This is a genomic window from Pseudomonas sp. MYb193 (genome assembly GCF_002966775.1).
Taxonomy (GTDB): Bacteria; Pseudomonadota; Gammaproteobacteria; order Pseudomonadales; family Pseudomonadaceae; genus Aquipseudomonas; species Aquipseudomonas paracarnis.
Genome location: NZ_CP023269.1, coordinates 1,409,687 through 1,434,631, shown reverse-complemented (window position 1 = coordinate 1,434,631; position 24,945 = coordinate 1,409,687). Strand labels below are relative to the sequence as shown.

The following is a 24,945-nucleotide window of genomic DNA, read 5'->3' as shown; positions in this document are numbered from 1 at the left end:
GTATAAGTAGACAGTATTGTTCCACAAAGATCGGTGATCGCCTACCCCTGATTGTCTATTTCTGCTGCAGCTCGTCGCAACAAGCCCTCCAGCGCGGCTTTTACCGTTTGTCGGCGGACCTCGTCGCGGTTACCGGTGAAGTGCGCAAGCTCAGCCGTCACCTCTTCGCCCACGGCAAAAGCCAGCCAAACGGTGCCCACCGGCTTGTCCGGCGAACCGCCATCGGGGCCGGCAACACCGCTGACCGCCACGGCAAACCGCGCCAGGCTTTTTTCCTGCGCGCCGCGGGCCATCGCCTCCACCACTTCCTGGCTGACGGCCCCGACTTTGGCGAACAGTTTTTCCGGTACATTCAACTGCCGGGTCTTCTGTCGGTTGGAATAAGTGACATAGCCCGCCTCGAACCAGGCCGAACTGCCCGGGATCCGCGTGATGGCTTCGGCGATGCCGCCGCCGGTACAGGACTCGGCAGTCGTGACGTGGGCACTGAGCACCTGCAAACGGCGACCCAGTTCGGCAGCCAGTTGAGTGATTTCCTTCACGGTCGTCTCCAGGAATGGGCGGGGGTTTGCCTACCCTACAGGAGCCCATCGACCATGCAAGGTACAGAGTGCATCAAGACGCTAATGCGCGACGGCCTGCACGTAGGCCTGGCAAGCACGCAAGGCGATCAGGGCGTTATCGCCGTCGTCGGTGATGCGAATAATTCGCTGAGCATGCGCCGGGTCAAGTCGGGCTCGCGAGGTTGCATGAACCACGCCGCCGGGGCTGGGGGCGGCAGGCACTGTGCAGCCAGTGGTGACGGTGGCGAGAAGGACTGACAGCCGCACATCAGCAGTGGCCAGGCGATCGCGCAGAGCCGCTTGATTACGCAGGGCATCGTTCAATTCCTGAATGTGTTGGTGATCGCTAGTAGAGAGTTGCTGTTCAAGGGCCAGGCGTTTGGCCTGTTCAGCCTGTTGTTGCTGAAGAATTGCCTGGCTTTGTTGGCTGAGCGCCTGTGTATGTCGGACCGATTGCAGCTCTAGCTGCGCCCCGTATCGCCACGCCTGCACCTGCCAAACAAGCGCCATGAGCAGGCACACACCGACCAAGCGAAACGCACCTAGGAAACGCATAGCACCGCCTTCGCTCGCACCCACAACCGCAAACGATCGTCCAGACCGTTGAGCCCACCATTGATACGGCGAGTGATGGTGGTGAACTGGTCTTCGTCGGCGAGCTCATTGAGGCCGTTGCTTTGCCAGAACCAGGCGGCAGATTCGCAGGCCCACTGTGGCTGCTCCAGCAATTTTGGTTGTCGCAGCAGACGATCGTCACCAAACAGAGCTTGGCTGCACGCCATGTAATTACGGCGCCCGGTGATCTGGATCAGCCCCCTGCCCCGATACATTTGCCCATCACCGTCCGCCTCAGGGGTGTTGCCCAGCCGCGCGGCCAAGCTGCCGGTGTCGTACTTGCTCAGGTATTGATCGCTACCCAATTCGCGCACGTACTGTAACTGGGCAGACTCGTGACCGATTTGGGCGAGGAAGGCGGCGACGCGACGGGCCGTATTGATCTGATGCCCCGCAAAGGCCGCATTTAGAAAGGTTAAAAAAATGCCCGCGCGAAGGCGGGCTCCAGGCATTACACCCAGAAGCTGAGCATGTGTGATTACCATGGGTTTTACTCTAAGGAAGGATCTACACCGATAAACCGCTGGCCTGGACCGTACTCCGATAGCCACCTTTTCGCTCGCCCCTGGATTTCACCGTTTTAATCGACCAGCGCCCTTGCATGAACCCCGGCCACGACTCATCCAGCAGCAACAGGCCTTCAGCAGCCAACGAAGGATTACCCGGGCAGACCACATCGATCTGCAACCCTTCGCGCCCCACCCGCCGCATCTCTCCCTGCGCCGCCGAGCGTGCTTCGTCCTCGCTCTGGTATCGCTGTGTCACCACTTTGAAGGGTGCGATGCCCACCTTGACGACACGCTGTTTTCCGGCTGCCGCGTCCCACCATGACGTTTGCGCGCCGTTGTATTTGGCACGGCTGGTTTCGGTGAAACTGGCGCTAATGAACGCGCGGTCACCTGGACGATTGTCATGGGTAATCGACAACCGTACATCCGGCAATGTCTTGCCCGACAGCGTCTTGATCTGGCCTTTGCGCCCCAGTACATACAGCTCATCGACAGGCTTGGCCACCGCATCGAAGCGCTTGGCCAGGCGCGTCAGAAAAGCCATGTCGCTTTCATTGGTCTGATCGATGTGCGCGATCGGCTCACCGTCGAGTTCAGGCGCCACACGCGGTGAAAAACCGTATCGGGTGGTCAGTTGGCGAAACAGCGCACCCAGGGTTATCGGCCCATGGCTGGCGGTGCGGCGCTGTTTGAATTCGTGCTCGTCGAACGGTGCCGCCGTGGCCACCAGCATCAGTCGCAATGGGAACATCGACGGCGTGCGCTGGGTGATCTTGAACACGCCCTTATCCACCAGGCCCGATTCCAGATAGCCAATACGCAGGCCAATTTTGCCGCCCAGATCGGGCAGCCCTTCAAGCCCCTCGATATCGAGGGTCAACTTCAGTTGATCAGATACAAACCCCGCTGCGTCGGTATGCTCCCACTCCAAGAGCCTCTCGTTGAATAACGCGGCATTGGCTCCGTATAGCTCCACTACAGGTGTAAATCCGAGTGCCATGATCGCTCCTTAATCCCAGGCGGAAACCGGCCGGCTCGCAACCGGTTGCGCGTCCAATTCGGGCACCAGTACGCTGACGCCCGCCGGCAGTACCGCGCCCTGTTCGGCCAACTCCGGGTTCAAGCGCCACAACGCTTCTTCTGCGGCGTCGTCACTGCGCCCCAGTTCGCGGTAGAGCAACAGGTTCACCGAGTCGCCGGCAATGCTTCGAACCCTACGCATTGACGAACTCCTCCAGTAACAACGTCCAATTGATCACCATGGCCGTCCCGTCGTCGATCACGCTGGCTTGTTTTTCACTGATCGACTGGATGGTCCATAGCCCCCAGTTACGCCCTAAGCCATCCACCAAAGGCAACGGCGCCCGCAGGGCCTGCAGGGTGCGCAACTCATCCAGGCGCGCCATGCCATTGGCACGCGCAGCCTTGCCGCCCAATGCCAGCGTTTCGAGCCCCTGGCCGACCTGGCTGGATTTAGGTTTGCCGGCAATGATGTCGAGACTGACCCAGCCCCCGCTGCTACCACGATCAAGCGTGTCGTAGGCGAACCCACGGGACAGCCCGAAAATAAAAGTACCCAAGACCATCTGTTGTCGCATCACACAGCTCCATCGGTGAGTGCTGCGCCGCGTCGCGTCGCCAGCAGGTTGTCCATCGACAGCGGGGTAAATTGCGCTTCGATCTGTTGCACCACGAGCGCCGCCAGTTGTTGATGGCTGGCTTGCTCAGGCGCGGTGATGGTGATTTGCGGGGCGAAGTTGATTTGGCGGTTGTCGGCTTGAGGGGCGTTGAGGTTTTTGCTGACCTCCGTGGGGGATGGCAGGCGATCGCCCGTCCCCATCACTTTTTCAGCCAGCCACGCACCGACGTCACTGCCCACGAAAGTGCCCACGGCACCACCGACTACCTTACCGATTGCGCCCCCGGCGACGCCGCCCATCACACCGCCCAACACTGTGCCGGCACCCGGAACGACCGAACCGATAACAGCTCCCGCCAGCGTGCCGACCGCTCGGCCTATCGCCATCCCGGCCACATCACCGACGACACCGCCGGCAACACCGCCGCCGATAGAGCCCACGCTAGTGCCAACCGCTTGCCCCAGGTTTCCGGTGATCGCGCCTTGCGTCATCTCGACACCGGCCTGGGCCACTACCAAACCCAGGGGGGCACCTTTGGCAAGCTTGCTCACCTTCGCCGCTTTGCCAGAGATGCCAGGGCCGGAAGAAGACGGGCGATTACCGTTGTGCCCGTCATTACTCGGGGCTTTGCGCTGGCTGTCCGGCGGGGTGGTTTTATTCCCGGCTGCCGGCCCCTCTCCGAGCACTTTCCCTGCGACCTTTTCGTAAATCTTGTCCTTCACGGCACCGAAAACACCGGAAACCACCGGGATCAGCACCGCCCCCGCCAGGGTGACGGCAGCGGCAGCCTTGGGCAGGCCCTCCGCGAGCCAAGCCACGCCACTGACCAGGCCGTTCATTGCGGTCAGCGAGGCATCCACAACGGGGGCCAGCGCTGTATCAGAGGCGGTGCTCAAGCGTGTGGTACTGGCCTCGTAGGCTTGCCGACGTGCGTAAGTAGAGTCCGCACGAACCGCGGCCGAACGCAGCACCGAACCTTGGTCGCCCAGCGTCGAAGTGGCGTAGGTGGATTTTTCTGCGACCAGCGAAAAGGCCTGTTTCACGCTGTCGATCACCGGTACCAGGCTCAGAATCGTCTGGTTGCCGTCGAACAACTGCGTCGCCAGCACCGCCTGCCTTTCAGCGGGTTGCGACTTGAGCGCCTCCAGCACCGTAAGCACGGCCTGTGGGGCGTCCTGTTTCATGCCCGCCGCGAGTACTTTTGGATCAAGCTTGAGCTCTGCCCAGGCACTGCGTTGCCCTGCAGAGGCGTTGTCGCCTTTAGCCAGGACGGCGCTGATTTTTTCCAGCCCGGCACCAGCAACAGCCTTGCTGCTACCTGCGCTCAACAACGCCGCCGAAAGCGCTGCAGCCTGTTCGGGACTCATGCCCGCAGCCTTCGCGGCAGCGCCCTGAAGTTGCACAACAGCGCCGATATCCGCCGATTCGGCCTTGAGCGATACCTGGGTGCCCAGCACGTTTGTTGCGTCGGCAAGGTCCAAGGCTTGTGCGCGATCAAGGTGCATTGACTCGCGCCAGCCGCCCATGATTTCGCCGGCATTTTTGACGTCGATCTTGAACGCCGTCGCCATGATCGCAGTGTCGCGAGCGAACTGCTGCAGGTCTGCCCGGCGCCCAACGGGGTCGATATTGCCCGAAGCGTCCTTACGATCACTGCCGATACCGGAACGGGCGGCGGCATACTCGACCTTCGCGAGGTCGACGGCACTGGCACCACTGGCAGCCACCACCGGCTCGGACGCCATGGCAAGGTTGGCTTCACGCAATGCCTTGCGCTCATGCCGGGCAAACATCAACAGTTGATCAATATCGGTCATCGCGGCGTCCAGCGCCTGCGAGGGTGTGCGCTTGTCTGTAGCCGCGACGGTCTTCGTACCCTCTGCGTTCCCGGCAGTTTGAGCTTGCCGGGCGTCCATCACCTTGAGCAACGAGACGTTGAACAGCTCCAGCGTATCGACCAACCGTACCTGCCCGTCCGCCAGATGCTTGATCTGCAAGCTGGCATCGGCCAATGCCAGGGCCAAACTCGCCGCACTCCCCGGGGCCACCTCAAGCGGGCTCGGCAGCGCTTGGGTGATAGGTTTGAGACTGGCCTGCATTCCTGTCATCTGAAGTGCGCCCTGAGTCATCACGCCGTCCTTGGCAATGGCTGACCCTGCTCCATGATTACTATCTGCCATTGCGCTCTACTCCTGTTTGACGCCAAGACGACTGATCGCAATGTCGTAGCGGCGCAATGCTTTGCCGGCTTCCCAGTCGAGGATTTCCGCTTCGTTTACCGAGTAAACCAGCGGCACTACATCGAGGATCACTTCGATGTCGCGCTCCGAAAGAAGGCCGCCGGTTTGTTTAAAAAATCGTCGACGCGCTCCTGCAGCTCGGTCCAGTCGGGCACGGTCAGGCCGGCAAGATCAGGAATCATCAGGCCGGTGCAATGGGCGGTGATGAACTCGGCACGCTCTTTGTTAGTGGCGAGTTTTTTCATCACCTTGGTAGCGCGCAGGGCGGGCATTTCCAGGGGCAGTTCGGTCAGGGTTCGGCCAGCGGCTTCCAGGGGTAATAGCAGGTGGACAGGCTGGTCGTGGGTCGTCACGTCCTGTTCTTTCAAGAAGAACGAGGCCGGGCGCGTCGACATTTCGTGTACGTACTGCGCAATGCTTACGTAGTCCGGGCGCTTGAGTTGGTCGAGCTCTTTTTCCGACAGGCCGGTGGCGAGTTTCGCCAGTTCGAAGAACTGGTCGTCCTCGTCATCACCGGCCCGGGCCAGCGCGTCTTTTTGCGCGGCGTAGAACAACGGTTTGAGTTGAACCTGCTCGATCATTGCACCCGTGTCGGCGGTGATCGGGGACAGCAGGATGTGCAACGGTGGCATCCAGGCCATGGGGAATTCCTTGTTGAGCGGTGTTGAAAAGTGCGAAAAATCTAAACCTGAGCATGGCCCCTGTGGGAGCTGGCTTGCCTGCGATGGCATCCACTCGATACACCAGGGATACCGAGTCGCCTGCATCGCAGGCAAGCCAGCTCCCACCTTGACCGTGCTCGCTTCAGATTGCGCCGGCCCTTAAGGCATCAGCACCGCGCGGCGGGCATCGCCAAGAATGTCGACGCCGTTGAGCACGAACTTCTGGGTGCGCACATCGATGTCGATCACCGAAATGCCATTTTCCAGACGGTTGTAGGTACGGCAGGACAGTTCCAGCGTGGTGGTGGCCTTGTCGCCCATTTTCAGCTTCGCCTCCTCCAGGGATTTGAGCTTGCCGCCCACGGTGTGGTAGGTGAAGTAGGTCTTGCCGTCCTGGTCTTGGCCGGCTTCACGCACGTTCAGCAAGATGTCGTCGCCCGTGCGCACGCCCAGGGCCAACATGATTTGCGGGCCGGCACCTTGCAGCACCAGCTTGGCATTGAGCACCTTGCCGCTCTTGGCCATTTCCTCGGCAATAAAGCGCCCGCCGGACATGGGTTCCATGTCGAACTCGATCTTCGGCGGGGTGAACTCTTCCACGGTTGCGGACAACGGCAGGCCTTGAAGGGTGGCCGCAATGGCCTGTCTGACTCGGTTGGTAAACATTAGAGAACGTCCTCCAGGAACTGCTCGATGATTTCATCGCGGGCGTTGAGTTGATAAACCATGTGTTCGTTCGGCGCGTAGCGGCCGTAGTCGATGACGATGAACCAGGTGCCGTTCTTGTACTTCTCGACGCTGTTCAGTTCCGGGTGCAGGTACACGCTGCCGCCGGGGATGGTTTCGTCGGCCACCAGGGTTTGCAGCCAGTCGTTGATGCGCTTGACCTCCTGGTCCATGAAGGACTTGGTGAGGTTCTTGGCCATGGCTTTCTGGCCGGCCTTGACCAGCTTGCGGCTGATGGCATCTTCCAGGCCGACGTAGCTGATGAACTTACCGGTGATGGAGCGGTTGCCCAGCAGCGAGAAGCCGCCGAGGATGGTGCGAGCGTAGTAGCTCACGCCGTAGCGGTTGAGCAGGTCGCCTTCGGTGGAGGTGTCGAGGATGTTGTACTCGACCACGCGGGAAACGTCCTCGGCGAAGGTCACCTGGTTACCTGGGCTTTCCCACTGCTTGACCTTGGCCAATGCGGCGATGGCCAGCGAGGATGGCGACAGGAACACGTTCTTCTTCGCGGCCTTGGAGTACACCGAGGGCATGTTGTGCACCAGCAGGCAACGGTCGAAGCCCAGGTCGGCCCCGCCCAGTTCGCCGCTGTAGGTCACTTGGTCGGCAACGGAAGCGTCCTTGCCATCCAGCACCACACGGGCCTTGATGCGCTTGCCGAAGGAGGCGAACTCACCAGCCACTGCCTTGGTGCCGGTAAAGCCTGGAGCGCCGATGATGGTCAGGTCTTCAGGCACGCTGCTCAGGGCCGCCAGGCCCAGCTTGCGACCGGTGACCGGGTCGTTGCCGCCGATCACATTGTTGATCGTATCGGCCGGGGTGGCGCCCTCTTCGACGATGACCACATAGACTGGCACCTTCACCACTTTGAGGATCTGGTACACCGCCTGGAACAAGGTTCCCGACTCAGTGCCGGTAGGGTCCAGCAACGCCTGAGTGGTAAAGCTGTTGATGCGAAACGGCGCGTTTTTCGGGATCGACGCATGGGCATTCGGCGCAGTGCCGACCAGGCCAATGACGTTATCGCCAAGGCCACCCATGGCCTCGGGGGATTCAGTGGCATTTACAGTGATGCCGTTGTGCTCGAAGTTCAGGACTTCTGCCATGGTTATTCAGCCTTCTTGGGGGTGGAGTTGAGGACGCTGGTCAGTTCCAGGCGGCCAGCGGTGCGCAGGGCGGATGCTTCGACGTCGAGCAGTTCCAACTCCTCGCCGGCGGTGGACCAATGGCCGTTGCCGGTGGGGAATGGGATGAGGACGGTGTAGGTTTGGCGGGTGGGCATGGGTGGAAATCTCCGGGTGGGAAATGTAAAAGCCCCTGCGGGGAGCGGCTTTGGGGAGGCGAAAAAAAACCGCTTTCGCGGTGGGTTATTTCAGGAAATCAGGCAACTCTGGCCATTCGACTTTGTAGGGATCGCCCGAGTCTTGTGGGACGTCGCGTACTGCCTGTCGATAAAGCGCAAGCTCACTACGTTGCAGGTCAGTCAGTGAGCTGTCTAAGGACTGCATTGCCTCTGTGGAAGCCAATAGCTGTTGACGACGAGTGCGTATAGAGGCCCATTCGGCAAGAGCAATAGACTCGGGGTTAGGTTTATACTCAAATTCCGACTTAACTAGTTCATTCACTTAAAATTCCACCTTATCAGTAAGCGATAGCTTCGAACTAATGGTCCCAACGGCAAACAAACCGCCGATACCGACTTGCATAGTATCAATACGGATGGTAGTCACATAAATACTTGGAAATTTCAGACGCATAATCACATTACCACTCGCGTCCGTGTAAATTCCCGGAGACATATTTCCGAATACAGACTTGTTCAATACAGCGCGCTGAGGTGAGTAGCAATAACCCACAATTGTCTCGTCCACGATGCTTGCACTTCCGTAGCTATAACCACGAATATTAAACCAGAACATCTGAGTATGAGTATTGATATTAACCGGCAACTTAAAGTGCATGTACACGTCAGCCGACGTGCCTAGATCAATGATGGGGAAACCACCTGACGCCCCGGTATTCTGAGGACCACCAGTACCCCATACGCCGCCTTGGAAGACGTTTAGCTGAACGGAACCTGCGGCCCCGACCAGCCCAACCATATCTTTTTTGCTGCGAAAATCATCAAACTCCGCCCGTGCAACGTCCATACGGTCGTCTATCTGAGAAATCTTACCGTTAACCGCAGTTGTCAGATTATCTGCGGCAGTGACCAAGTCACCAATTTTCTGCTCAATTCCCATAATCAACCTCTGAATTAAATACTAAGGAACAACGCAAAGCAGTCCCAACTAAACTTTTCGCTCCAGCTCCACCACCCGAAACAGCATACCTAAATGCCGCCCCATATTATTCACATTAGCAGCAGCAACAGCCGCCAACTCTTCTGTAAACAACAAATTAAGGTTGTGCTCCCCCACCACAATCATCACGCTATCCGCCGGCAACGGCGAAACATCCAGCGTGAACTTCTGCAACACCCGCGCCGCCGCCGCTTTATACGTCAGCAACGTCCCCGCCACGGAATACACCGCCAGCAAGGTGCCGCTGGCGAGGTAAAAACCGAACTCGCCAATCTCATACTCACCGTCGCCATCGAACAGCGCGGCCATCCTGAGTTGGCGCTCGCCCAGGTCTTCGTAATCGACGATGGCCACCCGTTGGCGCTCGTCACGCAAGGCCACTTCCGTGCCGTCGGGGTTGTAGCGGCCGGTGCCGGCGCCGATGTGGGTGATTTCGCCTTTGAGGCCCTGGTTCTTTGCCTGCAGCACTTCATCCAAACCTTTGGAGGTGAAGCGCACCAGGCGCGTGATTTCATCTGTCATGGCTGCGCCCTGAGGTCGTAATCGTTAATGGTGTAGTGCTGGGCAACCCCGGCACTGTTTAGCCGGGCAACCAGCGCCAAGTCCGGCAACGCGCCGTTCAGGTAGAACTCGCCGTCGCTTAAAGGCGCGTCGAGCACTTGCGTGAGCGCGAGCTGGCCTTCGGTTTCATGCACGATGGTGATCGTCGCCTGATCGCGTTCACTTTTCGCTGCGTTGATACGCCGGATCAGCCGGTTGTGATCGCCGCTGGACCAACTGCGCCCGATGATCGCCTGCACGTCGAAGGTGTAAGGCACGCCCAGCGGACGTTGCTGGTACCAGGCGCTGATATTGGGCGTGAAGCCCAATGACTCCACCGCATGACTCAGCGCCTTGGGTGTGCCGGCCTGGCGCTGGATCTGCCAGGACAAGGCCACGGTCAGGCGTTTTTCCGCCTCGCTGGCCTCGGCATCCCACTCGCTGACGCCACGGTCTGCGGCCAGGTAAGGCAGGAATTCGCTGGGGGTGTGCAGCGGGTTCATCAGTGCCGGAAACGGCGGGGTGACGCGCTCAAGCAATGTGCCGAAGCCCAGGTCCAACGCCTTTTCCAGCGGTGAGCTGTTGGCGGGCAGCAAACTCGCTTTGGGTTCACTCATAGCGTGCGCACCTCCACCTCGACGCCCGTGCAATGCGGGGCCTGGAACGCGGTGCTGACAATCGGCGCCAGCGGTTCGAGGATGTGCAGTTGCGCAGCGCCGGCGCTGTGGATGGCGTAGTCGATCCAGCTGGGGTCCACCCGCCCTTCCAGGCGGTGGCAGGACTCTGCGTAATCTTGCAGCAGTTTCTGCGCAGCCACTTGGGTCAGGCCCGAGTCCGGGCCGGCGTTGATCTTGGCCACCACGCGAATTTTGTAGGGCTGAATCTGTGCGCCCTGGACGCTGACAAGATCGGTTTCGGGCCGTACATCCGGCCGTGCGAAATGTCGACGTACACCGTCAAGCAAGTCGGCAGATGGCGTGCCGTCACCCTCCCTGGAAAGCACGGTGACCATGACTTCCCCCGGTGCGGTGCGTCGAGCATTGCCGTCCTTGATCTGGGCCGCATAGCCGTCCGGGTCGAAGGTGTAGGTGACCGTCACGACACCCGGCGTCGCGCTCTGTACTTTCACCGCCGGGCGCTCGCCGAGGGTGAACACTTCGCGGCGATACTGCATGCGTGATCCCGCTGCCGGCGCGTGGGGGGCCAAGTAGTAACGCAGGCGAGCGTCGTCGTCGCTTTCCAGGGTTGGCGGCACCGGCGGGAACGCGGCCGGGTCGCCAGGGTCGAGCATTTGGCGTTCCAAGCCCATATCGGCCAGGCGTGCATCCAGGTTACTGCCGGTTGCCCACCACGCCAGCATCTGCTTGATGCGGGCGTTGTATTTGCGTTCGTGGGTTTGCAGACGCACGCAAAAAGCCTCCAGGGCCAGGGTCAGCAGTTCGCTCTCGTTATCGAGGCTGACCTGGAGTTTGGCTGCGCTTTGCGGCGCGCGGGTGGCGACATAGTCGATGACAAACGCTTTGAATTCGGCCAGCAACGGTTCGAACTCATCCACCTTAATGATGGCCGGTTCCGCCAGTTGGTTCTGGCCGGGGATCAACATGCTCATGTCACGACCTCGAAGGATTGTTGGCGGTTTTTCCAGGTGCCGGCAAACCGAAGCAGCAGGCCGGCGCCCTGGCGGGTAGCGACGATGACCTGAGGGTCAAAGTCGCCAATGCCGTTATGGATGTTGTAGAACGCTTGGGCGGCGTGGCTTTGGGCGAGGATCAGCAAGTCGTCGCCCAGGTTCTGGCCGAGTAACTGCGGGATCAGCGAGCCGTACAGCGGGCGTTTTTGACGAGTGCCCACAGGCGTGGTCAGCGCCCGGGTGGCGCGCTGCACAAATTGCAGCCAGTCATCGACGGCTGCCCCGGTGCTCCTATCGATTCCGATCATGGGATGTCCTTATCGGGGGCTGATGACGCGTCCTTGATGGTCCACCACCGGGCCGCTGAAGTGCGTGCCGCCGGCATCCAGCAACAGGCTGGTACCGCCGATTTGCAGGGTGATGCCCTGGGCGTTGAGGGTCAGGCTGGCGGCGCCGACTTTGACGTCAACTTGTTCGCGGGAACCGCTGAAGGTGGTCGGGCCATTGGCCCAGCTGAAGGTGTGGCTGGCGTCGTCGTAGTCGCTTTGGGTGCCGTCTTGATGGCGGCGCCGGGTCAACGTCGCAACGCTGGAGACTGGCGGAAAACGATCACTGTTGAGGCCAAACAAAGCCACGGATTGCACACCGCCTTCTCCCCCGCCGTAGTTGAGCAGCAGGCATTGTTCACCCACCGTGGGGATACGGGTTTCAGTTTGGGCCCCGGCACTGGGGTTGAAAAAACGGATCGCCGGGGTGAGCAAGTCACCGTGGCTGACCTTGCAGGTGTTGCTGGCCGCGTCGACCTGCTGGCAAATGCCGATCCGACAAAAGCTCTCGGCGCGGCGGTAGAGGTCTTCGAGCTGGGACTCCATCTCGGCCAGGCGTTCGACGATCGGTCCCAATTGCATGCGTAACAGCGCGTCGAACATAAGCTACTCCGCCAGTGGTTTGTATTGGGCCGGGTCGTCGATGTTGGAGACGTCCCAGGTGCAGGCAAACAGCGGCTGGCCTGGAGGATCTTCAAGTAACGACGGCCCTAGATAGAGGGTCTGAGTGAAGGAAACCGTCCAAGTGTCGTAGTCCGCATCAAGGGTGCTACGCACAGCCGGAGCGGCGACGATATTGGCGGGCAAATCGCATTGTGTCGTGGGCAGGTTCCAACGGTTATCCAACACCAGGTCCATGAGTTGGCTGGCCAGGTCACAGGCATCGAACGCCAATGCGCCGGGAGCGACCATGGCCCTGAGTGAAATGCTCAGCACGTGGGCCTTGCGCCCTTCGCGAGAGCGAATACCCGGGCCGTTGCCTTCGACCGTGACCTGCACACCGGTTTTTTCGGCGTCGCCCTGGAAGTCCTGATGACTGCCGACCTTGAGGTCCGGGAAGGCTGCATGCAGCGCAGCGGCCACGGCCTGAGGCAGTTGGGATGGCTTTTCGATAAGCGTCATTTTAAGTAGCGTCCTTGCAACAATTACTGCGGGTCCTGGCGGGAGCCTTGGTTGATCCCGATGCGCTTGGCCGCCCACCGCTCATAAAGGCCGATAGCCACGTCGGCACCGGCCATGGCGGTCAGGCAACCAATGGCGCCGGCGGTCCAGATCGACATCCCCGCTGCGTAGCACAGCATCAGGGCCGAAACCCCGCACACCATGCACGCCCCGGAACGCAGGGCCAGGCGACGGATCAACGACCAACCGCGGGCGCCCTCCTTGTCGGCCCGCCACATCTCGCCGGATACGCCGCCGATCACTGCCAGTACGATGACCAGCCAGATAGGCATTTCCGCTAACGCTTGCTGTTCATTTGTCATGTCACGCCTCCTGGCTGAGCAATTAATAATCCATATTTCATTTACAGATGCTTCGATAGGTGGGCATTCCAAAAAGCCCGGTTGCCCGGGCTTTTCAGTAATGCTGTCCTCGGACTTTCGGCGCTACTGGCGCGGTACGGTCCTTTCCTCAATGTTTTTTCCGACCACGATCCCTGTCTGCCGGATAACTGCTTCTGGTGCTTTACGCTGCACACCCGGGTCAGTTGCCAACCCTCTGAACCGTTAAGGCCGGTTCATCGCTGCCTGTTTTTTGAAGCGTTAAAACTAAAGAGCGTCGGCATCCTTGCCGGTGTTGCCTGGCATCCCTGCCATCGCTTCGATGGCGTCCTTGCCGATGTTGCGTGCCTTCCTTGTCTTCCTTGGCAGCATCCTTGCCGCCTCCACCAGGCCTTGTTGGCTGGCTTGAGGTGAAGAATATGCATGTATGCATATACAGTCAATGCACAAATGCATTTATTTTTACTGCGGAAATGCACGTGTGCATTAGAAGCCTTGCGGGCTTGGGGTTTGGCGGTTTTCTGCAAGCGAAAAAAAACCCGCTCATGGGCGGGTTTCTTCTTACGCGTGGAGGTTAGCGGGCGTACATGCCCCACCAGAAAACATGACCGAGGATGCTGATCTGCTCATCCTGGATATCTTGGAAGCTGTAGTCCTCATCGGGGTGTTCATCACGGTTGAAGCTGCGCAGGCGAATCCCGGAAGGCAGGCGGTAGAGCTGTTTAACCCGCAACTGGCCGTTGTGATTGATTGCATACAGGTCGCCATCGACGATGTCGCCGATGCCGCTCTTGCCAGCATTCACACCGACCGTGGCGCCGTCGCGCAATACCGGCAACATACTGTTGCCGCGCACCGTCACGCACTTGGCCTGGTCGAACTGCACACCGTTATGCCGCAGGCTGCGCTTGCCGAACCGCAGGCTGGCCTTCTCGCTTTCCTCGATGACGAATCTTCCTGATCCAGCAGCCAATTCAACCTCGCGCAGAAAGGGGATCGACACCTCGTCGTCATTAACGGGGGTGTCGTCGTCCCACAGGCTTATGTCCTTGAGTTCCGAATGCATCGGGTCGCGCCCGTCATCGCGCAAAACGCCCACTGCTGCGCGCCCGCGCAGGTAATCAGTACTCACGCGGAAATACTCGGCGATACGGGAGATGTGTTTATCCGACGGATCAACGATCTTGCCGCTGAGGATCCGGGACAATGTGGATTGAGGCACGCCAGTGCGCCGGTGAAGCTCCGTGGGGGAGATCCGGTCGCGATCCAGCAGTTCTCTTAAGACAATAGAAACGTTGCGTTTTTGCATAACGCGGATAGTGACGGGAGTTTTTGGGGTTGGCAAATGCTAATTTGCATATCTATACATAAAATGGATGTATTAAGTGAAGTTTTGGCCAGTAACGGGGCTGTAATCGCGTGATAATTTCTACCCCCTACGGATTGACCCCGATGAGCTTCGCAACGTGTTTGCCGCTTATCAGGGACGACGTTCACGTGGATTTGCCCATCAAGCATATCGACAACTCTGGACGGCAGGTGTCGACAAGATTGACTACCATATTCCCGAGCAGCATGCACCGGCCGATCTAGCGGTTAAGCTCGGGCCGCCATCAGGAGCGCGTTGATAATATCGATCAAGCTGGGCTTGTCCAAAGGCGCAAAAAGCTCCTTTGCCGACTTCATCCGTGACGCAAAATCTGATCAGAAAAAGCGCGTCTACAGTGAGGTTCTGACTGAAGCGACCAAGCAGCAGAATCTCGTGATCATGAAGGCAGAAGCGAAAAGAGCTTGATTGCACCACCTTTCGAAGTCAGGCCCTGTGCCGGGCTTTTTATTGGGTCAATTTGCATTTTACCTAGCCGTTTGCAACCTGCGAACGCGCCACTTCGCGTGTTAACCTTGCCGCCATCGCAAAAAATGCTGGGCCAAGCGCCCCCTTTGCCCCATCACTTTCAACAGTTTAGACAGAATTCTCCTGAGATTATCGGTCGCATCCTGATCGGCTGGTCAATTTTACGAACTGCTTAGCCAGATTGCTGTCTGATTTTATGAATGGTCTCAACAGAGCATTTAGATACAGAAATTTCGGTCGATACACACTGTGTGAATAGTAACCAAATGACGAACGGGCTTTCCGATAGTTATTTTTCATTGACTTCATGCGTTGACATATGAAGAATCGCCATCCACTTTAAGTGGACCGTAAATTACGTTTTACGGAGCATGAAGACCATTTCTGGACCAGTTATGGCATTCCCCGGCACCGCCGGGACGAGGAGAAAACCGTGGGACACGCACTGAAAAAAACCGACCGCATCTACATCCCTCAGCGCGACAAATCGCGCGTGGCGGAACCACGTTCGGCTGAAGGCGTATACCAGGCTCAAATCGAAAAAGCCTTCTGCACAGCTTTCCAGCGTTATGAAAAGGCGTTTGAGGCTCTGGCAAAGGTCTAATTTGTGTCGACAATGGATACGTCTGCGCTAAGCGAGCATCTGGAGGGAATTCGCTATCTCACTCCAGGTGCTCTTATATGGATCAACAAACGCCTAATTTTAGCGCAAACCCCAACCGAACCGTTGGGTGTCCTCAGCGAAGAGCTGCTCCACTCCTCCCAGGCAAGACCTGCGACTCATAGGTACTACACGCAGACAAACGACATGTTCTGTCTTGCCGCGGTTCTTATGGAAAGCCTCATCAAAAACCACTGCTTTGCAAACGCCAATAAGCGAACTGCGGCGGCTGCTGGGTATATTTTTCTCCTGCTGAATGGTTACGAGCTGACCGCGCCCAGCGACGAATTCGTCGACATTATGGTTGGTGTTGCAACTCACGAGTACAGCGCTGAAGATCTTGAAAACTGGCTCGCTCATTGGTCACGTGATTTTGATGCTGCCGACCTTGATGGCCCGAATGAATACATGGAAATGTTTGGGCATTTGATAGTCAAATCAGCCTGCTAACCCCCCAATCCCTACGGCGTCCTGCCGGCCTGCTCGACAAGCCTCATGCCTATAAGCCATTCCTGAACCTGCCAAGTGCACGCGGCGCTGATCACCATCGCCAGCAAAGTGTGACCAGGATTGTACGGGCGTCATCACGGCACATCCTTGAAGAAGACATGGTGACCGAGGCGCAGCGTTTGCTTTGCCTTCGACGCCCAGGCCGGGGCCTTCGGCATCGTGGTCGCGTAGTAGTGCGTAGCGCCGCCGGTAGGATCCGGCACCGCACCCGACATCATCTGGTCAGCCGCGCACTGGACCTAGGCGAACTGCGCGGCCGGGATCTGCTTGGCACCGCTCAGGTACGCGTAGTTCGGGTCGTTCTGGTTCCAGCAGTTGAACTGCAACGGCTTCAGGCACACGCCAGCATATCCCTCCCTCACCAAGATACGGCCTGGCCGTCGAACACACGCTTGCGAATGGTCGAGGCCAAGGCAATCTGGTCTTCAAAGCCATCGCCGTACAACGTGCGCGCCAGGATGTCCCGGTCTTTCCCGGTTGCGTTCACGTTATCAGGTGCCCTGATACTCTTGGAAAAAAGCGGACGTAGAAAAAAGCGGACGCATTTATTTCCAGGACACAACTTTCCCAGTTGCACCCTCCCTATCACCACGCTACCCTTCCATTCGTCGCTGCCAATTCAGCGACCGGGCCTGATAACCCGTCAAGATGCAGGCGCAACAAGCGCCACCAAACCCGATTTGCAGGCGTTTTTTTTCGCCCCTCATTTCGTGCAATGGCGGCTGTGCGTGGGAGACCTTCGGGTCTGCCGGGTTCCTGTATCTCCGGTTTATCAGCCTGCGCACAGCTGCCACCCCATTCGCCTGATAACGAACGTGGTAGCTCTCACTTGATATGGGAGTTTTACCGATGACCGCTACAAATCCGCCTGCGTTAACCACCCTCGGCGTCACCCCCTTCTCCTTTCACTCCGACCAACCTCTATTCCGCGTCAACAGCGGTGTTTCCCTGCAAGAAGCCTTGCACCACGCCTCCGATCTTCTCCATGTCGCCAAACTGCTCGCAGAAGATGCGGCGATGACCAAGGAGACGGACCGTTATGCCTGGGCGTCGCATTACTTGCAGGAGATGGTCAAGGCGGTAGTTGATGATGTGGTGAAGGTGTTGGATTCGCCCGGCAACATTCAGTAAGTAGCTCGGAAGAGGGGCGCGGCGCATTTGAATAAATGCGCCTCCTCTTTTTGTGTTTTTACCTGGCCGAGAACCGACAGAACAACACGGGCGCCCTGTCCGCGTTACTCCGTACTGCGAATGGGAGCGACATACTAGAAACGAACAGTCTCTGCTGCGCAGCAGCAGGTATCATTACTCCTCCAAGCGCCACTGCCGAGGCAGTTATACCCCAAGAAAAGCAGCGCTCAATGATGTAACGCGAGCCGCCAGAAACGCCCGCTCGCGCATCCTGCCGAAGAAGGTAAAAAGGCTCTCGCCCTAACCATTAATTTAGCCAAGAAGCCCATGTTTCTCACAGAAGTCCTCCAGGTATCCATGGACGACGCTGAGGACGTGAGCAACAGGCAACGTATCCACGCCATTGGAAATCATCACTACTGCAGCCGGAGAGTTCAACGCGTCCCCAGCTCGCGCAATCCCTGCCCTTGCCGGAAAAGAAGTAAACCAAACGGAGGCAGGCTTGACCGCGTCATCGGTATGACGATCTGGGGCGTAATGTTTGAAGGAGTTCGCGATCTCACGACATACCGTGAGGTTTGGACAAGCATCTCTCAGATTCAACTGGAAGTTTGTCTTGGTAGGTTCCCCTACCTTCTGACCTTTTCCCCAAATCGCACGCTGGGACTCATTTCCGCTGTGCCAGATCCATTCACAAATGTGGAACGCCGTGAGGGCGCCGTTGATTGCAAAATAACTCGACGTGGAAAGGCTATCCACCGCATTGGAGATGTAACTGCGCTGCAGCTGACTTATCTCCCAGTCGAGCTTTAACAACATGTCGTTGATACTTTTCACTTGAAACGTGTGCACCGATCAGCCCCCTTTTTCCTTGTTTTAAGCGTTGCGCCTCTGCTCACCGACGTGGGATTGGCCTTGATCAATACCCACCGTCAGTTCACTCAATGTCGCACGACAGCAGATTGTGGATTGGAAAAATATGAGTTTTGCAAGCTGGGTAATGATCAACCGCGCCTCAGAACTCAACGGCTACAGCGAAGACGCTATCCGCCACAAAGTAAAAAACGGCACCTGGGCCCAAGGCCGCATCTGGCGTAGGACACCAGACGGCCGCATAGCAATCAACATGACGGAGTATGACAAGTGGCCGAGCTGGCAAAGCACAAGGGGATTGAGATACACGGCGGCAATTTGCGCGTCGTGTTCATGTGGCGGCGTATACGCTGCCGCGAATCCCTCGGCCTTCCGATCACCAAAGCCAACATCAAACACGCCGCCCTCTTAAGGGCGGCAATACTTCATGAGATCAAAACCGGTCACTTTGAGTATGGCCGGCACTTTCCTAACTCAAAGCACGCGACCAATTACAGCAGTGCCAAGGACGAAAGGCTTGGGGCATTGCTGGAGCGGTACAAGCCGTTGAAGGCTGTCGACATCACGCCGATGACCGAGGAGAAGTACGGCTATGCCTTGGACATCTGCACTGCCTTGGTTGGAATTGATCGTTTCGCCGGAGTTTTGTTGCCCGAAGACATTCAGTTGCTGAGGACGTTGCTGATTGCAGATCGAGCGCCGTCGACCGTCAATCATTACCTGGCAACGTTCGCCGGTTTCCTGGGCTGGTGCGAGACCAATGGATACTGCCGCAAGGGATTATCAGAAGCGTGCAATCGGTTCGCAATGCAAGACCAAGAGCCGGATCCGCTTACTCGTGATGAGTTTCAGTTGCTGGTCGATAAGGGATGCCTTCACCCTCAGGACTCTGCTGCGATTACGTTGGCCGTGTATACCGGGCTTCGACCAGGTGAGCTATGCGCGCTGGCAGTTGAAGACATCGACTTGGACGCAGAGCAGATCAACATCACCCGTGCCATAACCGCCAACGGGACGTTCAAGGTCCCTAAGACAGGGAAGCCGCGCTCAGTGCTTTTAATGCCCCCTGCAGTCGAAGCCTGCCGGGTTCTAATATCACTGGTTAAAGGTCACCCCAAGAGGGCTATTGAAATTTTCCAAAACAGGCACGAAAGCCGGAAGGATAACGTCACACCACTGCTCTCTCCGGCAACCCAGGCACGCAAGAAAATAATCAACTTCTGGTATGTCCCCACCGCTTGGAACACAAAATGGGCAGCTATCCAGAAACGCTCGGGTATCCGTACGCGCAGGCCATATCAAACCCGACACACTTACGCCTGCTGGTGCCTGACCGCTCGTGGAAACCTTGCGTTCATTGCAAAACAGATGGGCCACAAAGACTTCTCAATGCTGGTAGAAGTCTATGCCAAGTGGATGGACGACGAGTCACCGGCAGAACTTAACAACATCTGGCAAAATATAAAGTCTCGACATAACAGTTGAAAAAACACTCAGGGTGAGATCATCGCCCTGCACTGCTAAATCAATGAGTCATTCAGCATCTGAGATATTTTTCGGGAACAATAGCGCTGCTTCATACGCAAGGTTTTCCGCCTGGAATTTAAATTCGCCAAATGCCCCTTCTGTACTTCTACCACGGCAGGAGATGAAACCACCTCCGCCTCCGCCACCTTCTCCCGGACATTCAAGATCATCGAATCAAGCTGTTGAATCGTGACTTCAATAGATTCTTCTATACGCTGATAATATTTAATATCATAGCGCCGCGTCGATGGGAGTTCGATATCGCCATTCTCAGTGATATCACCCAACAATGATGTTTCTTGCGCAGCCTCCCTTGCAGCAAGCTCCCCTTCGTTTACGAAAGCATCTCGAACTTCATCTACAGCCGCGGGCGATGTATTTTGATGGCGATAGTCATTAGCAAATTTAAGAAAACTGTGAGTCGAGTAAATATAAAAATCCTTACCCGTAACCAATGAAAACTCTTCCATCAACTCAGGCAAAGGCCCAATAGTCTTACCACCACAGACTGACCACCAGTCCTCTTTTCTCTCCCCCGTTACCAAAATAACAGATGAGGATGCGTCCTTAGCTTTATCCAAGACTTGCTTCCAGAAAATCAAATCACCATAACGTTTATTGATCTCTCTTAATAGCTGGGAACCTTTGTGCTTATCTCGATCCTCAAATCCAGGAGGTATTTTTTGCGAGTACCTCACCTCACCTTCTATCGCCAGTGCAGCCAACTCAGAAGCTGTGTATGGGGGACCAACCTTACCGTCGAGCAATTCAGAAAGTCGACGTTTGACATCATCATCAGTAATCCTACCAACATGTAGATCACGACGAACTCGCAAATCAGCGAGCACAAGCTCCGTCGACTGACAAAAACTCTCATAAATTTCTTTCGAAACAAATGGCGCTCGATTTGGAATATCTATTTCAGACTTCAAGTCTTCAAGCTTCGATATAGCAGAGTCATACAACTTAGATTGATCATGAACAATTTTTGCACGATTATCCAAGTATTCAAACATAACCTGATACGGAATCCAAAGACTATCCTCTAAAGACTCAATCACTCTATAAAGGGCATCTCTTGTTTCATCCGAATACTTATACAACCCTGTTAAAACATTCGTATCAAAAACAAAAATACATTCAGACCATAGCTTTGTGATTTTTTCTGGTTCATTTGCAAAATGGTTTGGAAACAACGTCTTCATGAATTGCTCCATCAATTACATCGGAATGCCTAGCGAGCGTGCCACGTAAGAATTCGCCCATCCTAGCCTATGGCCGGGCTAAACAGAAAACCACTGGCCATGTTACCCTCAACCTACAAATTTGCTCAGCAACCAATGCGAGCTTGAGCGCCTTGCAAAAGCCCCATTTTTGCCCCAGCCATTTTACAGATAGCACCTAACCAACTGATGAATAAAGCAATTTCAGATCTGTCCTCCCACACCCCGATGATGCAGCAGTATGGGCTGGAGATGGTCTAAGGCCACGTATCACGCGGGTTTCAGTGGATGGGCGTCTAAAACTCAACTTTCATTTAGCGCCCTTTACACCCAATGAATGCGTGCTAGGTTGAGGTAGTTTTAGACAGGCCGAACGACTATGAATGACACTCATAAACTTGCGCAGATGAACCTCCCAACGCCGATTCAGAGCCGGGCGGCGTCCCACCTCGAACGTATCGCCAGGGCGGCTGACAATCCGTCTCGTATGCTGGCGGGAGAGCGTGCTGCCGGATTCGTTGAAGGGCTTGAAGCAGCACGCGCTTTGACGCCGGCCACGATAGAGGCATTATTCCTCATTTTCGACGATGCAACAGAATCAAATCCTGCGCGGTGAGTTTTGCCTCCCGCCCGGGTTTACCAGTTCATGATTGCCAATTCGCCAGTCACAGCGGCCGGCCCCTTCCTGGGGTTGGCAGTGCTGTAGCGAATGTCCATCGCCTCCAGACGGAACCCTTCAAACACCCGTCGGATGTCTGGATGATCGTTGATGCTGACCATCACCTTGCCTTGGCAAGTCCGCATGAAGTCGGCCATTCGCTCGTATTCGTCGAAGCCGAACTCAGCGCCGTAACCTGCCGTCTTCCAGTAGGGCGGGTCCATGTAGTGGAAGGTGTGGGGCCGGTCGTATTTCTCGGCGCACTTCAACCATGGCAGATTCTCGACATAGGTGCCGGAAAGGCGCTGCCAGGCTTGCGATAGGTTTTCCTCGATCCGCAGCAAGTTGATAGGCCGGCCTGTGGTTGCGGTGCCGAATGTCTGCCCTGTGGCTTTGGCGCCGAAGGCGTGATGCTGGAGATAGAAGAACCGTGCGGCTCTCTGAATATCTGTCAGCGTCTCTGGGGCCGTCATCTTTTGCCATTCAAATATCTGCCGGGAGCTGAGCGCCCACTTGAACTGGCGCACGAACTCCTCGAGGTGGTGCTGGACGACACGATAGAGGTTCACCAAGTCCCCATTGAGGTCATTCAAAACCTCGACCTTTGCGGGCTCCTCTCGCTTGAAGTACAGAGCCGCGCCGCCGGCGAACACTTCGACATAGCACTCATGATCAGGAAACAGCGCCAGCAGACGCTTAGAAAGACGGCGTTTGCCGCCCATCCATGGGACGATTGGGTTTGTCATTTTTGCAATCCTTTGCAAAGTAGGTTTTAGGTCATGCTAATTTTTTTTGTCGCAGATGTAGATCGGGCGTCATCACGGCACATCCTTGAAGAAGACATGGTGACCAAGGCGCAGCGTCTGCTTGGCCTTCTCCGCCCAGGCCGGGGCCTTGGGCATAGTGGTTGCGTAGTAGTGCGTGGCGCCACCCGTTGGATCTGACACTGCACCCGACATCACCTGGTCAGCTGCACGCTGCGCCTGGGCGAACTGGGCGGCCGGGATCTGCTTTGCGCCGCTCAGGTAGGCGTAGTTCGGGTCGTTCTGGTTCCAGCAACTGAACTGCCAGGGCTTCAGACACACACCGGCGTAACCTTCTCCCCACCATGATTTGGCTTTGCCGTCGAACACACGGTTGCGGATGGTCCAGGCCACGGCGATCTGGCCGTCCAAACCCTCACCGCGGGCTTCGCCGTACAACGTTCGCGCCAAAATATCGCGGTCTCTTTCGGTCGCGTTCATTAGATATGGCTCCAGGATTTTCGATTGACGATTTTTGAAATGGTTTGGAAGGCGACCCCGAACTCACGGCCGATGGCGGTCAAGCTTGCTCCCGCAGTCCGGCGCGCCCTGATCTCAAGCACTAAGTCGTCGTTAAGTTTTGCGCCGCCATTCTTTGCGCCCACTGGGACCGTGCCGTGACCGATCTTGTCGCTCTCGTTTTCGGCGTGAGTCTTCCAGCATAAGTTCGTGTAGTGAGTGTTTGCGGGATCTCCATCGCAGTGCGCCACCTCGCTTCTACCAATCGAGGGCGACTCTAGAAACGCCATAGCTACCAGCCGGTGAGCCTCGAAGTGCGCGTGCTTGCCATTGATCGTGAGCTTGAACCTGGGGTATCCAGCGTGATGCCAGCAGAACGATAGGATCTTGCCCGGAAAGGTGCGCCGGCCTGGTGTGCGCCGACGCACATGGCCGTATTCGCTCACCTCGTAATCGCCAGATGCGTGACAGAGGCGCCACTCAATGGCGTCGAGGCTGACCCCGACGGGTACAGGAATCTCCCTCATCGCCCACCCCACAGCGTGCGTGCCAGGATGTCCCGGTCTTTTTCAGTAGTGGTCATACTTTTCTCCAGGCAATAAAAAACCCGCTCATGGCGGGTGGCGGTGTTCAGGTGGCGTCAGACGTCCAAGTCTTCAGCGCTCACTGGCAGAGGGAAGCGCGCCTTGATAGCTGCCACTGACGCAAGCCATGCGGTGTAGTCGGGCTCACGTCCATGGCTTAAGGCGTCATAGTCGGCCTCCAGCCGCAAAGGGTCGGACTCGGACAGATAAGCTGCACGGCGAGACGCCAGGGCGATACCCATCAACGCCTTGTCCTTCTCAACCTCCAGTTGAGCTGATGTTTTCATCTTGCTGAAGTCGATATTCATTTGGGGAGGCTCACATTGCCGTCGGGTGGATTGACGATATCGGAAGGAAAATTCGCCGAATCAGTCGCGTCTGCACCGCACGGCAACAGTAGCGTGATGATCAGATCGCCATTCAAGCGCGTGATCTCTCCCAGCAAAAAGCCGCAGTCAACAGCAGACGACGGCAGCGCCGCACCTTCCGGCAGCTCGCGGAAGTCGAAGCTCTCACCGTTAATCGTCAGAACATCGCCTCGCTTACTGACAACCAGCTCATCGTCTCGACGCTGAGGAATCAATTTGATAATCATCAGAACCACCTGCCTTGCGCTGTCATGACGAATTCCGCCGTAATGGATCTTGAGGTCAGTGACATGAACAGCCCCTGATAGGTAGTTGCGGTAACTGCGTTCGGCTGGGAAGCCACGGTCATTGCGCGGGCGTTGATCGTGAACTCAGGCGCCGAGATGAAAGCAACAGGGAAACCGAATACGGGCGTTGCCCCAATAAAGAAGCCGTCTTGAGCAAAAGTCAGTGCCTGGGTGAAGGTAAGCGTTGCGCGACAGATCATCGTGCCGTCAGCAAACTTGGTGTAACTGCCGGACGCATTGGAGCCACGCTCTATCACAGCGCCTGTAGGCACGCCTCCCGTCTGCGATACCGTACCTACTATGGCAGCAACCGACGCAGATCCCAGGCCGAGACCATTCCTTGCTGCGGCCTGAGTTATGCCTCCAGTGCCGCCCTTAGTCACCGGAACAACGTTTTCAGTTGATACATCCCCCAGGCCGGCGAGAGTTGCCCCCCACTGCAGAACCATTTCATTCACGGCATCAGCCAGTGCTTTGGGATAACCGTTCACTGGAACGATGCCGTACGCCGCGTCTGCCGAAGTGGCGCCACGGTACGCCGGCGAAATCGATACGGAAGTATCGCTGGAAGGGTTAATCACTTGATAGATGCCGTTATCCGGCCCGACGAACATGTCGCCAGATCGACAGTTAGAAAATTTTGTACCCACGCCAGCCACAACCGCATTCCCATTGGTGACGGTGACGGTTCCTTCTGAAAACCAAGAAGCCATAGTTACACTCCAGACGTAAAACCCGATTAAGGATGCA

General features: G+C 57.0%; 35 protein-coding genes and 1 pseudogene. 5 read left to right on the top strand and 31 right to left on the bottom strand.

Annotated elements, in window-relative coordinates; all coding sequences use genetic code 11:
• Positions 1-41: 41 nt before the first annotated feature.
• The 22 genes from CLM72_RS06665 to CLM72_RS06565 all read right to left on the bottom strand — a co-directional run bounded on the left by CLM72_RS06665 (position 42) and on the right by CLM72_RS06565 (position 14,565).
• On the bottom strand, positions 42-542 hold the full coding sequence (locus CLM72_RS06665) for a CinA family protein (RefSeq protein ID WP_054897099.1): 501 nt from the start codon (positions 540-542) through the stop codon (positions 42-44).
• A gap of 81 nt (positions 543-623) precedes the next feature.
• On the bottom strand, positions 624-1,118 hold the full coding sequence (locus tag CLM72_RS06660) for a lysis system i-spanin subunit Rz (RefSeq protein WP_105225977.1): 495 nt from the start codon (positions 1,116-1,118) through the stop codon (positions 624-626).
• Positions 1,106-1,663, bottom strand: coding sequence for a glycoside hydrolase family 19 protein (locus tag CLM72_RS06655; protein ID WP_105225976.1), 558 nt, complete (start codon positions 1,661-1,663; stop codon positions 1,106-1,108). Before CLM72_RS06655 ends, CLM72_RS06660 begins: the two co-directional genes overlap by 13 nt.
• A gap of 22 nt (positions 1,664-1,685) precedes the next feature.
• Positions 1,686-2,687 (bottom strand): contractile injection system protein, VgrG/Pvc8 family, encoded by a 1,002-nt coding sequence (locus CLM72_RS06650; protein ID WP_105225975.1) that lies wholly within the window; start codon positions 2,685-2,687, stop codon positions 1,686-1,688.
• Between the two features lie 9 nt (positions 2,688-2,696).
• Positions 2,697-2,909, bottom strand: coding sequence for a tail protein X (locus CLM72_RS06645; RefSeq protein ID WP_014717172.1), 213 nt, complete (start codon positions 2,907-2,909; stop codon positions 2,697-2,699).
• On the bottom strand, positions 2,902-3,285 hold the full coding sequence (locus CLM72_RS06640; RefSeq protein ID WP_014717171.1) for a phage tail protein: 384 nt from the start codon (positions 3,283-3,285) through the stop codon (positions 2,902-2,904). The genes CLM72_RS06645 and CLM72_RS06640 overlap by 8 nt, the downstream gene beginning before the upstream one ends.
• Positions 3,285-5,507, bottom strand: coding sequence for a phage tail tape measure protein (locus CLM72_RS06635; RefSeq protein ID WP_168220167.1), 2,223 nt, complete (start codon positions 5,505-5,507; stop codon positions 3,285-3,287). Before CLM72_RS06635 ends, CLM72_RS06640 begins: the two co-directional genes overlap by 1 nt.
• A gap of 6 nt (positions 5,508-5,513) precedes the next feature.
• Positions 5,514-5,639, bottom strand: a complete 126-nt coding sequence (locus CLM72_RS29180) for a hypothetical protein (RefSeq protein ID WP_014717169.1) — start codon at positions 5,637-5,639, stop codon at positions 5,514-5,516.
• Positions 5,636-6,208 carry a phage tail assembly protein gene (locus tag CLM72_RS06630; RefSeq protein WP_105229096.1) on the bottom strand — a complete coding sequence of 191 codons (573 nt, stop codon included), beginning with the start codon at positions 6,206-6,208 and terminating at the stop codon, positions 5,636-5,638. Before CLM72_RS06630 ends, CLM72_RS29180 begins: the two co-directional genes overlap by 4 nt.
• A gap of 180 nt (positions 6,209-6,388) precedes the next feature.
• Complete coding sequence (locus tag CLM72_RS06620) at positions 6,389-6,895, bottom strand: phage major tail tube protein (protein ID WP_105225973.1); 507 nt, start codon at positions 6,893-6,895, stop codon at positions 6,389-6,391.
• Positions 6,895-8,061 (bottom strand): tail protein, encoded by a 1,167-nt coding sequence (locus CLM72_RS06615; protein ID WP_032877508.1) that lies wholly within the window; start codon positions 8,059-8,061, stop codon positions 6,895-6,897. Before CLM72_RS06615 ends, CLM72_RS06620 begins: the two co-directional genes overlap by 1 nt.
• Before the next feature lie 2 nt (positions 8,062-8,063).
• A complete protein-coding gene (locus tag CLM72_RS28905; RefSeq protein ID WP_168220166.1) occupies positions 8,064-8,237 on the bottom strand; it encodes a hypothetical protein in 174 nt (57 codons plus the stop codon).
• 85 nt (positions 8,238-8,322) lie between these two features.
• Positions 8,323-8,580, bottom strand: a complete 258-nt coding sequence (locus tag CLM72_RS06610) for a phage tail assembly chaperone (protein ID WP_256595303.1) — start codon at positions 8,578-8,580, stop codon at positions 8,323-8,325.
• Positions 8,581-9,198 carry a hypothetical protein gene (locus CLM72_RS06605; RefSeq protein WP_105225972.1) on the bottom strand — a complete coding sequence of 206 codons (618 nt, stop codon included), beginning with the start codon at positions 9,196-9,198 and terminating at the stop codon, positions 8,581-8,583.
• Between the two features lie 48 nt (positions 9,199-9,246).
• Complete coding sequence (locus CLM72_RS06600; RefSeq protein ID WP_105225971.1) at positions 9,247-9,780, bottom strand: hypothetical protein; 534 nt, start codon at positions 9,778-9,780, stop codon at positions 9,247-9,249.
• The gene (locus CLM72_RS06595) at positions 9,777-10,415 is read right to left on the bottom strand and encodes a phage tail protein I (protein WP_057976043.1); all 639 of its coding nucleotides are present in this window, start codon (positions 10,413-10,415) and stop codon (positions 9,777-9,779) included. The genes CLM72_RS06600 and CLM72_RS06595 overlap by 4 nt, the downstream gene beginning before the upstream one ends.
• Positions 10,412-11,407 (bottom strand): baseplate J/gp47 family protein, encoded by a 996-nt coding sequence (locus tag CLM72_RS06590; RefSeq protein WP_105225970.1) that lies wholly within the window; start codon positions 11,405-11,407, stop codon positions 10,412-10,414. The genes CLM72_RS06595 and CLM72_RS06590 overlap by 4 nt, the downstream gene beginning before the upstream one ends.
• Positions 11,404-11,736, bottom strand: a complete 333-nt coding sequence (locus CLM72_RS06585) for a phage baseplate protein (RefSeq protein ID WP_105225969.1) — start codon at positions 11,734-11,736, stop codon at positions 11,404-11,406. Before CLM72_RS06585 ends, CLM72_RS06590 begins: the two co-directional genes overlap by 4 nt.
• Positions 11,737-11,745: 9 nt before the next feature.
• Positions 11,746-12,357: a phage baseplate assembly protein V gene (locus CLM72_RS06580; RefSeq protein WP_105225968.1), complete on the bottom strand. Its 612-nt coding sequence runs from the start codon at positions 12,355-12,357 to the stop codon at positions 11,746-11,748.
• Positions 12,358-12,360: 3 nt separating this feature from the next.
• Positions 12,361-12,876, bottom strand: coding sequence for a hypothetical protein (locus CLM72_RS06575; protein WP_105225967.1), 516 nt, complete (start codon positions 12,874-12,876; stop codon positions 12,361-12,363).
• A 23-nt stretch (positions 12,877-12,899) separates the two neighbouring features.
• Positions 12,900-13,238: a phage holin family protein gene (locus CLM72_RS06570; protein WP_005785384.1), complete on the bottom strand. Its 339-nt coding sequence runs from the start codon at positions 13,236-13,238 to the stop codon at positions 12,900-12,902.
• Positions 13,239-13,830: 592 nt separating this feature from the next.
• Positions 13,831-14,565, bottom strand: a complete 735-nt coding sequence (locus CLM72_RS06565) for an XRE family transcriptional regulator (protein WP_105225966.1) — start codon at positions 14,563-14,565, stop codon at positions 13,831-13,833.
• 889 nt (positions 14,566-15,454) lie between these two features.
• Between CLM72_RS06565 and CLM72_RS28695 the strand changes: the two genes are divergently transcribed.
• Both CLM72_RS28695 and CLM72_RS06555 read left to right on the top strand, forming a co-directional pair.
• A complete protein-coding gene (locus tag CLM72_RS28695) occupies positions 15,455-15,715 on the top strand; it encodes a hypothetical protein (protein WP_146120462.1) in 261 nt (86 codons plus the stop codon).
• A gap of 12 nt (positions 15,716-15,727) precedes the next feature.
• Positions 15,728-16,222 (top strand): type II toxin-antitoxin system death-on-curing family toxin, encoded by a 495-nt coding sequence (locus CLM72_RS06555; protein ID WP_105225965.1) that lies wholly within the window; start codon positions 15,728-15,730, stop codon positions 16,220-16,222.
• A 134-nt stretch (positions 16,223-16,356) separates the two neighbouring features.
• Here the strand turns inward: CLM72_RS06555 and CLM72_RS06545 are convergent.
• Positions 16,357-16,769, bottom strand: a pseudogene (locus CLM72_RS06545) (cell wall hydrolase).
• Positions 16,770-17,131: 362 nt separating this feature from the next.
• Here CLM72_RS06545 and CLM72_RS06540 point away from each other — a divergent pair.
• On the top strand, positions 17,132-17,413 hold the full coding sequence (locus CLM72_RS06540; protein WP_032893303.1) for a DUF3077 domain-containing protein: 282 nt from the start codon (positions 17,132-17,134) through the stop codon (positions 17,411-17,413).
• Between the two features lie 312 nt (positions 17,414-17,725).
• On the opposite strand, the gene CLM72_RS06530 is transcribed toward CLM72_RS06540, so the two are convergent.
• On the bottom strand, positions 17,726-18,265 hold the full coding sequence (locus tag CLM72_RS06530) for a hypothetical protein (RefSeq protein ID WP_146120461.1): 540 nt from the start codon (positions 18,263-18,265) through the stop codon (positions 17,726-17,728).
• 291 nt (positions 18,266-18,556) lie between these two features.
• Here CLM72_RS06530 and CLM72_RS06520 point away from each other — a divergent pair, with 291 nt between their 5' ends.
• Positions 18,557-19,771, top strand: a complete 1,215-nt coding sequence (locus tag CLM72_RS06520) for a site-specific integrase (RefSeq protein ID WP_105225963.1) — start codon at positions 18,557-18,559, stop codon at positions 19,769-19,771.
• 35 nt (positions 19,772-19,806) lie between these two features.
• Here CLM72_RS06520 and CLM72_RS06515 read toward each other — a convergent pair whose 3' ends face one another.
• Positions 19,807-21,018 (bottom strand): PIN-like domain-containing protein, encoded by a 1,212-nt coding sequence (locus CLM72_RS06515; protein ID WP_105225962.1) that lies wholly within the window; start codon positions 21,016-21,018, stop codon positions 19,807-19,809.
• A gap of 397 nt (positions 21,019-21,415) precedes the next feature.
• On the opposite strand from CLM72_RS06515, the gene CLM72_RS06510 reads away from it, so the two are divergent.
• Positions 21,416-21,652, top strand: coding sequence for a hypothetical protein (locus CLM72_RS06510; RefSeq protein WP_105225961.1), 237 nt, complete (start codon positions 21,416-21,418; stop codon positions 21,650-21,652).
• A 20-nt stretch (positions 21,653-21,672) separates the two neighbouring features.
• On the opposite strand, the gene CLM72_RS06505 is transcribed toward CLM72_RS06510, so the two are convergent.
• The 6 genes from CLM72_RS06505 to CLM72_RS06480 all read right to left on the bottom strand — a co-directional run bounded on the left by CLM72_RS06505 (position 21,673) and on the right by CLM72_RS06480 (position 24,908).
• Positions 21,673-22,440, bottom strand: coding sequence for a DNA adenine methylase (locus CLM72_RS06505; protein WP_105225960.1), 768 nt, complete (start codon positions 22,438-22,440; stop codon positions 21,673-21,675).
• Between the two features lie 72 nt (positions 22,441-22,512).
• Positions 22,513-22,938, bottom strand: coding sequence for a cell wall hydrolase (locus CLM72_RS06500; RefSeq protein WP_105225959.1), 426 nt, complete (start codon positions 22,936-22,938; stop codon positions 22,513-22,515).
• Entirely contained in the window at positions 22,938-23,483 is a 546-nt protein-coding gene (locus tag CLM72_RS06495; protein WP_105225958.1) for an NUMOD4 domain-containing protein, read from the bottom strand. The genes CLM72_RS06500 and CLM72_RS06495 overlap by 1 nt, the downstream gene beginning before the upstream one ends.
• Before the next feature lie 113 nt (positions 23,484-23,596).
• Entirely contained in the window at positions 23,597-23,848 is a 252-nt protein-coding gene (locus tag CLM72_RS06490) for a hypothetical protein (protein ID WP_105225957.1), read from the bottom strand.
• Positions 23,845-24,135 carry a hypothetical protein gene (locus tag CLM72_RS06485; RefSeq protein WP_105225956.1) on the bottom strand — a complete coding sequence of 97 codons (291 nt, stop codon included), beginning with the start codon at positions 24,133-24,135 and terminating at the stop codon, positions 23,845-23,847. Before CLM72_RS06485 ends, CLM72_RS06490 begins: the two co-directional genes overlap by 4 nt.
• Positions 24,135-24,908 (bottom strand): phage tail protein, encoded by a 774-nt coding sequence (locus tag CLM72_RS06480; RefSeq protein ID WP_105225955.1) that lies wholly within the window; start codon positions 24,906-24,908, stop codon positions 24,135-24,137. Before CLM72_RS06480 ends, CLM72_RS06485 begins: the two co-directional genes overlap by 1 nt.
• Positions 24,909-24,945: the final 37 nt, after the last annotated feature.

Bases quoted from the DNA above. Each gene is read 5' to 3' on its own strand.
- CLM72_RS06660 (WP_105225977.1), bottom strand. From the start codon at position 1,118: ATGCGTTTCCTAGGTGCGTTTCGCTTGGTCGGTGTGTGCCTGCTCATG.
- CLM72_RS06655 (WP_105225976.1), bottom strand. From the start codon at position 1,663: ATGGTAATCACACATGCTCAGCTTCTGGGTGTAATGCCTGGAGCCCGC.
- CLM72_RS06650 (WP_105225975.1), bottom strand. From the start codon at position 2,687: ATGGCACTCGGATTTACACCTGTAGTGGAGCTATACGGAGCCAATGCC.
- CLM72_RS06645 (WP_014717172.1), bottom strand. From the start codon at position 2,909: ATGCGTAGGGTTCGAAGCATTGCCGGCGACTCGGTGAACCTGTTGCTC.
- CLM72_RS06640 (WP_014717171.1), bottom strand. From the start codon at position 3,285: ATGCGACAACAGATGGTCTTGGGTACTTTTATTTTCGGGCTGTCCCGT.
- CLM72_RS06635 (WP_168220167.1), bottom strand. From the start codon at position 5,507: ATGGCAGATAGTAATCATGGAGCAGGGTCAGCCATTGCCAAGGACGGC.
- CLM72_RS06630 (WP_105229096.1), bottom strand. From the start codon at position 6,208: ATGGCCTGGATGCCACCGTTGCACATCCTGCTGTCCCCGATCACCGCC.
- CLM72_RS06620 (WP_105225973.1), bottom strand. From the start codon at position 6,895: ATGTTTACCAACCGAGTCAGACAGGCCATTGCGGCCACCCTTCAAGGC.
- CLM72_RS06615 (WP_032877508.1), bottom strand. From the start codon at position 8,061: ATGGCAGAAGTCCTGAACTTCGAGCACAACGGCATCACTGTAAATGCC.
- CLM72_RS28905 (WP_168220166.1), bottom strand. From the start codon at position 8,237: ATGCCCACCCGCCAAACCTACACCGTCCTCATCCCATTCCCCACCGGC.
- CLM72_RS06605 (WP_105225972.1), bottom strand. From the start codon at position 9,198: ATGGGAATTGAGCAGAAAATTGGTGACTTGGTCACTGCCGCAGATAAT.
- CLM72_RS06600 (WP_105225971.1), bottom strand. From the start codon at position 9,780: ATGACAGATGAAATCACGCGCCTGGTGCGCTTCACCTCCAAAGGTTTG.
- CLM72_RS06595 (WP_057976043.1), bottom strand. From the start codon at position 10,415: ATGAGTGAACCCAAAGCGAGTTTGCTGCCCGCCAACAGCTCACCGCTG.
- CLM72_RS06590 (WP_105225970.1), bottom strand. From the start codon at position 11,407: ATGAGCATGTTGATCCCCGGCCAGAACCAACTGGCGGAACCGGCCATC.
- CLM72_RS06585 (WP_105225969.1), bottom strand. From the start codon at position 11,736: ATGATCGGAATCGATAGGAGCACCGGGGCAGCCGTCGATGACTGGCTG.
- CLM72_RS06580 (WP_105225968.1), bottom strand. From the start codon at position 12,357: ATGTTCGACGCGCTGTTACGCATGCAATTGGGACCGATCGTCGAACGC.
- CLM72_RS06575 (WP_105225967.1), bottom strand. From the start codon at position 12,876: ATGACGCTTATCGAAAAGCCATCCCAACTGCCTCAGGCCGTGGCCGCT.
- CLM72_RS06570 (WP_005785384.1), bottom strand. From the start codon at position 13,238: ATGACAAATGAACAGCAAGCGTTAGCGGAAATGCCTATCTGGCTGGTC.
- CLM72_RS06565 (WP_105225966.1), bottom strand. From the start codon at position 14,565: ATGCAAAAACGCAACGTTTCTATTGTCTTAAGAGAACTGCTGGATCGC.
- CLM72_RS06555 (WP_105225965.1), top strand. From the start codon at position 15,728: ATGGATACGTCTGCGCTAAGCGAGCATCTGGAGGGAATTCGCTATCTC.
- CLM72_RS06540 (WP_032893303.1), top strand. From the start codon at position 17,132: ATGACCGCTACAAATCCGCCTGCGTTAACCACCCTCGGCGTCACCCCC.
- CLM72_RS06515 (WP_105225962.1), bottom strand. From the start codon at position 21,018: ATGAAGACGTTGTTTCCAAACCATTTTGCAAATGAACCAGAAAAAATC.
- CLM72_RS06510 (WP_105225961.1), top strand. From the start codon at position 21,416: ATGAATGACACTCATAAACTTGCGCAGATGAACCTCCCAACGCCGATT.
- CLM72_RS06505 (WP_105225960.1), bottom strand. From the start codon at position 22,440: ATGACAAACCCAATCGTCCCATGGATGGGCGGCAAACGCCGTCTTTCT.
- CLM72_RS06500 (WP_105225959.1), bottom strand. From the start codon at position 22,938: ATGAACGCGACCGAAAGAGACCGCGATATTTTGGCGCGAACGTTGTAC.
- CLM72_RS06495 (WP_105225958.1), bottom strand. From the start codon at position 23,483: ATGAGGGAGATTCCTGTACCCGTCGGGGTCAGCCTCGACGCCATTGAG.
- CLM72_RS06490 (WP_105225957.1), bottom strand. From the start codon at position 23,848: ATGAATATCGACTTCAGCAAGATGAAAACATCAGCTCAACTGGAGGTT.
- CLM72_RS06485 (WP_105225956.1), bottom strand. From the start codon at position 24,135: ATGATTATCAAATTGATTCCTCAGCGTCGAGACGATGAGCTGGTTGTC.
- CLM72_RS06480 (WP_105225955.1), bottom strand. From the start codon at position 24,908: ATGGCTTCTTGGTTTTCAGAAGGAACCGTCACCGTCACCAATGGGAAT.